This window comes from Rhodococcus sp. C26F, assembly GCF_053345925.1.
In genome coordinates, this window is record NZ_JBKFBA010000048.1 from 19,873 (window position 1) to 29,632 (window position 9,760).

The 9,760-nt window shown below is 67.6% G+C and carries 9 protein-coding genes and 3 tRNA genes; 3 read left to right on the forward strand and 9 right to left on the reverse strand.

What is annotated here, in order from left to right; genetic code table 11:
• Positions 1-54: 54 nt before the first annotated feature.
• The 3 genes from ACLBYD_RS27250 to leuC form a co-directional block, all read right to left on the reverse strand.
• Positions 55-768 carry an HU family DNA-binding protein gene (locus tag ACLBYD_RS27250; protein ID WP_088897189.1) on the reverse strand — a complete coding sequence of 238 codons (714 nt, stop codon included), beginning with the start codon at positions 766-768 and terminating at the stop codon, positions 55-57.
• Between the two features lie 171 nt (positions 769-939).
• Complete coding sequence (gene leuD / locus ACLBYD_RS27255; protein ID WP_016935315.1) at positions 940-1,536, reverse strand: 3-isopropylmalate dehydratase small subunit; 597 nt, start codon at positions 1,534-1,536, stop codon at positions 940-942.
• A gap of 28 nt (positions 1,537-1,564) precedes the next feature.
• Complete coding sequence (gene leuC / locus ACLBYD_RS27260; protein WP_420714498.1) at positions 1,565-2,992, reverse strand: 3-isopropylmalate dehydratase large subunit; 1,428 nt, start codon at positions 2,990-2,992, stop codon at positions 1,565-1,567.
• A gap of 116 nt (positions 2,993-3,108) precedes the next feature.
• Here leuC and ACLBYD_RS27265 point away from each other — a divergent pair, with 116 nt between their 5' ends.
• The gene (locus tag ACLBYD_RS27265) at positions 3,109-3,810 is read left to right on the forward strand and encodes an IclR family transcriptional regulator (protein WP_060651456.1); all 702 of its coding nucleotides are present in this window, start codon (positions 3,109-3,111) and stop codon (positions 3,808-3,810) included.
• 105 nt (positions 3,811-3,915) lie between these two features.
• Complete coding sequence (locus tag ACLBYD_RS27270) at positions 3,916-4,428, forward strand: pyridoxamine 5'-phosphate oxidase family protein (RefSeq protein ID WP_447818883.1); 513 nt, start codon at positions 3,916-3,918, stop codon at positions 4,426-4,428.
• Positions 4,429-4,481: 53 nt separating this feature from the next.
• Here the strand turns inward: ACLBYD_RS27270 and ACLBYD_RS27275 are convergent.
• The 5 genes from ACLBYD_RS27275 to ACLBYD_RS27295 form a co-directional block, all read right to left on the reverse strand.
• Positions 4,482-4,554: transfer RNA gene (locus ACLBYD_RS27275), tRNA-Glu, on the reverse strand.
• Between the two features lie 83 nt (positions 4,555-4,637).
• Positions 4,638-4,710: transfer RNA gene (locus ACLBYD_RS27280), tRNA-Glu, on the reverse strand.
• An 86-nt stretch (positions 4,711-4,796) separates the two neighbouring features.
• A tRNA-Gln gene (locus ACLBYD_RS27285) sits at positions 4,797-4,868 on the reverse strand.
• Positions 4,869-5,014: 146 nt separating this feature from the next.
• Complete coding sequence (gene gltX / locus ACLBYD_RS27290) at positions 5,015-6,487, reverse strand: glutamate--tRNA ligase (RefSeq protein ID WP_447818884.1); 1,473 nt, start codon at positions 6,485-6,487, stop codon at positions 5,015-5,017.
• A 66-nt stretch (positions 6,488-6,553) separates the two neighbouring features.
• Positions 6,554-7,330: a fumarylacetoacetate hydrolase family protein gene (locus tag ACLBYD_RS27295; RefSeq protein WP_447818885.1), complete on the reverse strand. Its 777-nt coding sequence runs from the start codon at positions 7,328-7,330 to the stop codon at positions 6,554-6,556.
• A gap of 110 nt (positions 7,331-7,440) precedes the next feature.
• Between ACLBYD_RS27295 and ACLBYD_RS27300 the strand changes: the two genes are divergently transcribed.
• Positions 7,441-8,637 carry an MFS transporter gene (locus ACLBYD_RS27300; protein ID WP_447818886.1) on the forward strand — a complete coding sequence of 399 codons (1,197 nt, stop codon included), beginning with the start codon at positions 7,441-7,443 and terminating at the stop codon, positions 8,635-8,637.
• A gap of 82 nt (positions 8,638-8,719) precedes the next feature.
• Here the strand turns inward: ACLBYD_RS27300 and ACLBYD_RS27305 are convergent, their stop codons facing one another.
• Entirely contained in the window at positions 8,720-9,730 is a 1,011-nt protein-coding gene (locus ACLBYD_RS27305; protein ID WP_447818887.1) for a 3-isopropylmalate dehydrogenase, read from the reverse strand.
• Positions 9,731-9,760: the final 30 nt, after the last annotated feature.

The following is a 9,760-nucleotide window of genomic DNA, read 5'->3' on the forward strand; positions in this document are numbered from 1 at the left end:
CCGTCGTCTCACCTGTGCGGCTCGCACGTGTGCGAGCCGCATCGCGGGTGGGTGTTACTTCTTGGTGCTCTTGCGGGCCGTGGTCTTCTTGGCCGGGCTCTTCTTCGCCGCGGTGGTCTTCTTCGCCGCGGTCGACTTGGTGGCGGTGGTCTTCTTCGCCGGAGTCGACTTGGCCGCCGTGGTCTTCTTCGCCGCGGTGGTCTTCTTCGCCGCGGTCGACTTGGTCGCCGTGGTCTTCTTCGCCGGAGTCGACTTGGCCGCCGTGGTCTTCTTCGCCGCGGTGGTCTTCTTCGCCGGAGTCGACTTGGTGGCGGTGGTCTTCTTCGCCGCCGTGGTCTTCTTCGCTGCGGTGGTCTTCTTCGCCGCGGTCGACTTGGTCGCCGTGGTCTTCTTGGCCGCAGTCTTCTTGGCCGCCTTCTTCGCTGCCGCGGTCTTCTTGGCCGCTGCAGCTGCACCGCGCTTCACGGCCGGACCCGAAGCCGGGAGCTTCTGGGTGCCCGCGATGATGTTCTTGAAGGACTGGCCGGGACGGAAGGCCGGCACCGAGGTCGGCTTGACCTTGACCGTCTCACCCGTGCGCGGGTTCCGCGCGACACGAGCGGCCCGGCGACGCTTCTCGAAGACACCGAATCCGGTGATGGTGACGCTCTTACCGTCGTGCACGGCGCGAACGATCGCGTCCACGATGTGCTCGACGGCCGCGGTGGCGGTGCGCCTGTCCGAACCGAGTTTCTCGGTCAGAACGTCGATCAGTTCTGCCTTGTTCATTGATTTCCTCCGCACATACACGGTCCACCGTCAGACCGACTCCAGTCCACGGTAGACCCGCAAACGGGCAAGAGTCTATGTGCCACGCGGATTCTCATGCAAATAACCTCCGGGCCCGGCCCGACGGGAGCGTCGGACCGGGCCCGGAGAAGGCGCGTTCGGGGGTGTTTTTCAGGGCGCCGGAAGGGTACTCGGTTTCCATGACGGCCTTGACTTTTCGTACTCGGAAATCGCGTCTACCTGGCGCAATGTCAATCCGATGTCGTCGAGACCCTCCAGCAGACGCCACCGCGTGTAGTCGTCAATGGTGAACGGCACCACGGTGGTTCCGGCGGTCACCGTCCGGTTCTCGAGATCCACTTCCAGTTCGAGTCCGGGCTGCTGCTCGATGAGCTTCCACAGCAGTTCGACGTCGTCCTGCGAGACCTGAGCGGCGAGCAGACCGGCCTTTCCGGCGTTGCCGCGGAAGATGTCGGCGAAGCGGGACGAGATCACGACCCGGAATCCGTAATCCGACAACGCCCACACGGCGTGCTCACGCGAGGAGCCGGTGCCGAAATCCGGTCCGGCGACGAGAACGCTGCCGCGGTCGAAGGGCGGGGTGTTGAGGACGAAGGACGGGTCGTTGCGCCATGCGGCGAACAGACCGTCCTCGAATCCCGTACGGGTGACGCGCTTCAGGTACACGGCCGGGATGATCTGATCCGTGTCGACATTGGAGCGGCGCAGCGGGACGCCGATGCCCTTGTGAGTGGTGAAGGCTTCCATCGAAAATTCTCCTCGTCGGTCCTGTGGTCTAGTCCAGATCCGCCGGTGCGGAAAGCGTTCCCCGCACCGCGGTTGCGGCGGCCACGGCCGGCGAGACGAGATGCGTCCGTCCGCCCTTGCCCTGCCGTCCTTCGAAATTCCGGTTCGAGGTCGACGCGGAACGCTCGCCCGGCGCCAACTGGTCGGGGTTCATGCCCAGGCACATCGAGCACCCGGCCTGACGCCACTCGGCCCCTGCGGCGGTGAAGATCTCGCCGAGACCCTCCTCCTCCGCCTGCGCGCGCACCCGCATCGAACCCGGCACGACGAGCATCCGGACGCCGTCGGCGACCTTGCGGCCCTGCAGGACATCCGCCACGGCACGCAGATCCTCGATGCGGCCGTTGGTGCACGAGCCGACGAAGACGGTGTCGATCTTCACATCGCGCAGCGGCATGCCCGGTTCGAGATCCATGTAGCGCAACGCCTTCTCCGCTGCAGACCGCTCGGTTTCGTCGGCGATCTCCGCGGGTACCGGAACGCTGGACCCGAGCGGAGCGCCCTGGCCCGGGTTGGTGCCCCACGTGACGAAGGGGGTCAGAGCGCTGCCGTCGATGTGGACCTCGGCATCGAAAACCGCGTCGTCGTCGGTCTTCAGCTGCTCCCACGCCTCCACGGCGGCGTCCCAGTCGGCGCCCTTCGGGGCGTGCGGGCGGCCCTTGATGAACTCGTAGGTGGTCTCGTCGGGGGCGATCATGCCGGCGCGGGCGCCCGCCTCGATCGACATGTTGCAGATGGTCATCCGCGCTTCCATCGACAGTGCGCGGATCGCCTCGCCGCGGTACTCGAGGACGTAGCCCTGTCCGCCACCGGTGCCGATCTTCGCGATGATCGCGAGGATGAGGTCCTTGCTCGTCACTCCCGGCGCGAGGGTGCCGTCGACGTTGATGGCCATCGTCTTGAACGGACGCAGCGACAACGTCTGTGTCGCCATGACGTGTTCGACCTCACTGGTGCCGATGCCCATCGCCAGTGCGCCGAAGGCGCCGTGGGTGGAGGTGTGGCTGTCGCCGCACACCACCGTCATGCCGGGCTGCGTGAGACCGAGCTGCGGGCCGACCACGTGGACGATGCCCTGATCGAGATCGCCCATGGGGTGCAGACGGACACCGAACTCCTCGCAGTTGCGACGCAGGGTCTCGACCTGCGTGCGCGAGACCGGGTCGGCGATCGGCTTGTCGATGTCCACCGTGGGGACGTTGTGGTCCTCGGTGGCGATCGTGAGATCGGGACGCCGCAGCCGGCGTCCGGCCAGCCGCAGACCGTCGAAGGCCTGCGGGCTGGTCACCTCGTGTACGAGATGCAGATCGATGTAGATCAGGTCCGGCTGTCGCGCCGATCCCTCTCCTTCACCGCGCACGACCACGTGCTGGTCCCACACCTTTTCCGCCAGAGTCTTTCCAGCCATCTTCTCCACCTTGTCGTACGTGACGAACGCGGGATCCCGGGGGCTGTCCGGCCGCGTATGGCGTCGTCCCCACCGTTCTCGGCATGCGATATGCTTCCCATTATGCGAGACGGAGGTATCGACCTATGAGACAGCATAGCGGGATCGGAGTGCTGGACAAAGCGATGACAGTCCTCCATGCGGTTGCCGAACAGCCGTGCAACCTCAACGAGTTGTGCGCGCGGACCGGCCTGCCCCGTGCCACGGCGCACCGTCTCGCCGTGGGCCTCGAGGTCCACCGTCTCCTCATGCGCGACAGCGACGGACAGTGGCGCCCCGGCCCCGGACTGGCCGAATTGTCCGCGGGCGCAGGCGACACGCTCGTCGAGGCTGCCTCGCTCGTCCTCCCCCGCCTGCGCGAGATCACCGGCGAGAGCGTGCAGTTGTACCGCCGCGAGGGCACCCAGCGGGTCTGCGTCGCGGCTCTCGAACCGCCGACCGGTCTGCGCGACACGGTCCTCGTCGGCGCACGCCTTCCGATGACGGCCGGCTCCGGCGCGAAAGTTCTGCTCGCGTGGGCCGATACGGCGACCCAGCGCGCCATCCTCCCCGACGCGGCCTTCGGTGAACGCGTGCTCGTCGAGGTCCGCCGCCGCGGCTGGGCGCAGAGCGCCGCCGAACGCGAACCCGGTGTGGCGTCGGTCGCAGCACCCGTGCGCGACAGCACCGGTGGCGTGATCGCCGCGATCTCCGTATCGGGCCCCATCGACCGCATGGGCCGCCGACCGGGCGCCCGCTGGGCCGCCGACCTCCTCGCCGCCGCAGAAGCGCTCCAGAAGCGTCTCTGAGGCCGACCGCATGCCCGTGTCCCTCCCGGGTGGAGCCCAGGAGGGACACGGGCGGGGCGGGAGGAAGACAGCCGTGCGGCCCCACGCTGTGCCAGAGTGCTTCGCATGGGAACCAACCGCCGCGCAGACATCACGATGACGGACTCGGAGATCGACGAGTTCCTCCGCCGCAGCCGGGTCGCGAACCTGGCAACCCTCGGACCGACGGGCACCCCGCACCTCGTCGCCATGTGGTACGCCGTGCTCGACGGGGAGATCTGGTTCGAGACGAAGGCGAAATCACAGAAGGTCGTCAATCTCCGGCGCGACGATCGCGTGACCGTCCTCGTCGAGGCCGGCGACACCTACGACCAGTTGCGTGGCGTCTCGATCGAGGGGCGCGCGGAGATCCTGGACGACCACGACCGCCTGTTCGAGGTGTGCCGCGACGTGTGGGAGCGGTACACCGCCCCCTACACCGACGAGGCGCGCCCCGCGGTGGAGCAGATGATGCACAAGCGGGTGGCCGTCCGCGTGGTGCCCGCGCGGGTGCGTTCGTGGGATCACCGCAAGCTCGGGATGCCTGCCATGGAGATAGGCGGCACGACGGGCGCCTATCTTCCGTCCGCCGCGCACTGACCGCACATACGAGAAAGGCTCTCCGATCGATGATCGGAGAGCCTTCGTTGTTGTACCCCCGATGGGATTCGAACCCACGCTACCGCCGTGAGAGGGCGGCGTCCTAGGCCGCTAGACGACGGGGGCCTGGAACTTTCCGAGGAATCGACGGATCGATACCTCCGAGAGAAGAACACCCACCGACCCGGAGATCGGTGGGTAGTCCGTTGTACCCCCGATGGGATTCGAACCCACGCTACCGCCGTGAGAGGGCGGCGTCCTAGGCCGCTAGACGACGGGGGCCTATGGAACTTCTTCTCTTCGCTTCCCGAAGGAAGCTCAGCCAGCATAGCTGGCCGAGACGTTGCGGGCAAACCGCCGCGTCTCAGCTGGGGTACCAGGACTCGAACCTAGAATGGCTGAACCAGAATCAGCTGTGTTGCCAATTACACCATACCCCAATGGTTTGTTCCTTCGGCCTGCCCTGCGGGCGTTGTGGCCTCCGTTCCGAACCGAGAAGAAGATTAGCACCAACCCCGCCACCAACTACAAATCGCCTGGTCAGAGGTATGAAATCGAGCTCGGGCCGAGAGCGACCACGCAGGGGTCAGGCGATGCGCGCCCGCCCGGCACGCAGTCGTGCAAGGGTGCGCTCACGGCCGAGCAGTTCCATCGACTCGTAGAGCGGCGGGCTGATGTGCGAGCCCGTCACCGCGACCCGCACGGGAGCGAAAGCCTTCCTCGGCTTGAGTTCGAGACCCTCGATCAGTGCACTCTTGAGCGCCTCCTCGATCTCCGGCGTGGTCCACTCGGACAGGCCCTCGAGGGCGGAGACGGAGGCGTCGAGTACGGGCGCGGCGTCCTCCTTGAGGTTCTTGGCCGCGGACGCCTCGTCGAGCGTGAAGTCGGCCTCGTCGACGAACAGGAACTTCAGCAGGTCCCATGCGTCCCCGAGGACGACGATGCGGGTCTGTACGAGGTCGGCGGCCGTCCTGAAGAGCGCCTCGTCGACGTCGGCCCCGATCCGGCCGTGCTCGACGAGATAGGACTTCAGCCGCGCCGCGAACTCCTCCGGCTCGAGCAGGCGGATGTGCTCGGCGTTGATGGCGTCGGCCTTCTTCTGGTCGAACCGGGCGGGGTTCGAGTTGACCTTGGAGATCTCGAAGGTCGCGACCATCTCGTCGAGGGAGAACACGTCGCGGTCGTCGGCGAGACCCCAGCCGAGCAGGGCGAGGTAGTTGAGCAGGCCCTCGGGGATGAAACCGCGATCGCGGTGCAGGAAGAGGTTCGACTCCGGGTCGCGCTTGGAGAGCTTCTTGTTGCCCTGCCCCATCACGAACGGCAGGTGGCCGAACTCGGGTGTGAAATCGGTGACGCCGATGCGCTGCAGCGCCGCGTACAGCGCGAGCTGGCGCGGGGTCGACGACAGCAGGTCCTCGCCGCGCAGGACGTGTGTGATCTTCATCAACGCGTCATCGACGGGATTGACGAGCGTGTAGAGCGGGATGCCGTTGCCGCGGGTGAGCGCGAAGTCGGGCACCGAGCCCGCCTTGAAGGTGGTCTCCCCGCGGACGAGGTCGTTCCAGGTGAGGTCCTCGTCGGGCATGCGCAGTCGCACGACCGGCTTGCGACCCTCGCCGAGGAAGGCCTGCCGCTGCTCCGGGGTGAGGTCGCGGTCGAAGTTGTCGTAGCCGAGCTTCGGATCGCGGCCGGCGGCCTTGTGCCGCTCCTCGACCTCTTCCGGCGTCGAGAACGACTCGTAGGCCTCACCGGCGTCGACGAGCTTCTGCACGATCTCGAGGTGCAGGTCGCGCCGCTGCGACTGCCGGTACGGCTCGTACGGTCCGCCGACCTCCGGACCCTCGTCCCATTCGAGACCCAGCCACCGGAGGGCGTCGAGGATCGCCTGGTACGACTCCTCGGTGTCGCGTGCGGCGTCGGTGTCTTCGATGCGGAACACGAAGGTGCCGCCGTGATGACGCGCGAAAGCCCAGTTGAACAGGGCGGTGCGCACCAGACCCACGTGCGGGGTTCCGGTCGGTGACGGGCAGAAACGTACGCGTACTTCGCTGGTGGTCATGACTCGCTCAGGGTTGAGGATCGACGGGAGACCATCCCAGGCTATCCGCCCCGTTGCGAGCTCCGGTCAGGATCCCTTGGCGATGACGGGGTTCGTGAGCGTCCCGATGCCCTCGACGGTGATCGAGACGGTGTTACCGGGCTCGATCGGTCCGACGCCCTCGGGGGTGCCGGTGAGGATGATGTCGCCCGGCAGCAGGGTCATGACACCGGAGATCCACTCGACGAGCTTCGGGATGTCGTGCACCATCTTCGAGGTGCGGCTGCGCTGGCGGGTCTGTCCGTCGACCTCCGCGGAGATCTCGAGATCGGAAGCGTCGATGTCGGTTTCGATCCACGGTCCGAGCGGGCAGAAGGTGTCGTGGCCCTTGGCCCGGCCCCACTGTCCGTCCTTGCGCTGGTGGTCGCGCGCGGACACGTCGTTGGCGATCGTGTAGCCGAGGATCGCCTCCCGGGCCTTCGCAGCGGGGACGTCCTTGCAGGGGCGTCCGATGACCACGGCGAGTTCGGCCTCGTGGTGGACGAGCGACGTGGTCGGCGGAATCACGATGGGAGCGCCCGGGCCCACGATCGACGTGTTGGGCTTGAGGAAGATCATCGGCTCGTCGGGGACCTCGTTGCCCGACTCGGCGGCGTGGGCGGCGTAGTTGCGGCCCACCGCGATCACCTTGGTGGCGAGGATCGGAGCGAGAATTCGCACGTCGGCGAGGGGCCAACTCCGGCCCGTGAAGGTGGGGTTCCCGAAGGGATGCTCGGCGATCTCCTTCGCCGTCGCGGACTCCCCCTCCCCTTCGATGCTCACGAACGCGACACCATCCGGGCTGGCAATTCGACCAAGGCGCATGTCCGGAGTCTATCGGTGCGCGCTCACTGCGATCGACGCCCGGGTGCCGCGGGTATAGAGTCCGACTCGGATTTCACATAACGGTACGACTTTCTCAGATAGTGGGAATCATGGATACTCCGGACATCGGTCGGCGTCGATGGTTGATCCTGGCCCTCGGCGTCCTCGCACAGGCCTCCCAGGCCACCGTCATCAACGGCATCGCCTTCCTCATCCCGACTCTGAACCAGGAGGGCGGCTTCACCCTCGCCCAGGCCGGAACCCTCGCCGGCGCACCGATCCTCGGCGGCGTGTTCACGCTCGTCGTGTGGGGCGCGATCGCCGACCGGTTCGGCGAACGTCTCGCGCTGGCCGCCGGGCTCGGGATCGCGGCCGTCGCGATGGGGTTCGCGAGCGCGACCACCTCGCTGGACCTGTCCCGCACCGCCTCCGCCGCACTGCTCGGCCTGTTGCTCATGTGTGCGGGAGCCGGCGCCGTGAGCGCCAATTCGGCCAGCGGACGCGTGGTGGTCGGATGGTTCCCGCCCCACCAGCGCGGCCTCGCGATGGGCATCCGGCAGATGTCGGTGCCGCTGGGTGTCGCCGCGGGCGCACTCGTCATCCCGACGCTCGCGGGCGATCACGGGATCGCCTGGGCACTCGCGTTTCCCATGCTCGCGTGCGGGCTGGCAGCCGTCGCCTGCGCGGTCGGCGTGGTGGATCCGCCGCGACCCGGACGGGCGGAGGCCGAGCGCGCAGGCGTGCTCGGCAATCCCTACCGGAGTTCGATGTCGCTCACGCGGATCCATCTCGCGTCGATCCTGCTCGTGGTGCCGCAGTACGTCGTGTGGACCTACGCACTGGTCTGGCTCATCGCCGACCGCGGCTGGGACGAGGTCGGCGCCGGTCTCGTCATCACCGCCGCCCAGATCCTCGGCGCCCTCGGACGTGTCGTCACCGGGGCCTGGTCCGATCGGGTGGGCAGCAGGCTGGGACCGATGCGCCTCGTCGCCGCATCGGTCGTCGTGTCGATGGTCGCTCTGTCCGTGACGGCGTGGACGGATTCGGCGATCGCGGTGGGTGTCCTGCTCGTCGCGTCGATCCTGACGTCGGCGCCGAACGGGTTGGCATTCACTGCCGTCGCGGAGATCGCCGGCCCGTTCTGGGGCGGCCGCGCACTCGGGATCCAGAACACCGGACAGTTCGTGTTCGCCGCGGCCGTCGGACCGGTCTTCGGTGGGCTCATCGCCGCGGTCGGATTCCCTGCGGCCTTCGCTCTGGCCGCCATCGCTCCCGCAGCGGCGGTCCCGGTGGTACCGAAGGACTGATACGCGAAACGCGCGNNCCCGCCGGCGCCACGCGCGTTTGTGCCGAAGAACTCCGTGCCCAGAGAGAATCCGCGCTCAGAGATCAGAGAGAAGCAGCAATCCGATCGCCGATCTCGGTGGTCACGATCGGACCGGTGCCACGATTCGCGAGGTCGGCCTCGACGGCCCGCTCGACGCGTGCAGCATCCTCCTCGCGCCCGAGATGGCGCAGCAGCAGGGCGGTGGACAGGATCGCCGCAGTGGGGTCGGCGATGCCCTTGCCGGCGATGTCCGGTGCCGAGCCGTGGACGGGCTCGAACATCGACGGGTTGGTGCCCGACGCGTCGATGTTGCCGCTCGCGGCCAGGCCGATACCGCCGGTCACGGCGCCGGCGAGGTCGGTGATGATGTCGCCGAACAGGTTGTCGGTGACGATGACGTCGAAGCGCGACGGGTCGTCGACCATGTAGATGGTCGCGGCGTCGATGTGGCAGTACGTGGTGGTGACCTCGGGGAACTCCTTACCGACGCTCTCGACGGCGCGGGTCCAGATGGCGCCGGCGTTCGACAGCACGTTCGTCTTGTGGATGAGCGTGACGTGCTTGCGGCGGGTCTGCGCGAGCTCGAAGGCGTAGCGGACCACGCGCTCGGCCCCGAACCAGGTGTTCACCGAGACCTCGGTGGCGATCTCGTGCGGGGTGCCGACGCGGATCGCTCCCCCGTTGCCGGTGTACGGGCCCTCGGTGCCCTCGCGGACGACGACGAAGTCGATGTCGTGGTCGGCGGCGAGCGGCGACTTCGCGCCCGGGTACAGGCGCGACGGACGCAGGTTGACGTGGTGGTCGAGCGCGAACCGCATGTTCAGGAGGAGACCACGTTCGAGGACGCCGGGCGTGACCGACGGATCGCCGATGGCGCCGAGGAGGATCGCGTCGTGCTCGCGGATCGCGGCGAGATCGGCATCGGGCAGGAGTTCGCCGGTCGCGTTGTACCGGCGGGCACCGAGGTCGTACTCGGTCGTCTCGAGATCCGGGACGAGGGCGCGGAGCACCTTGAGTGCTTCCGCCGTGACCTCGACACCGATGCCGTCACCGGGGATGACCGCAAGTTTCATGAGCACTACTCACTTCCTGTGCGACGGTGG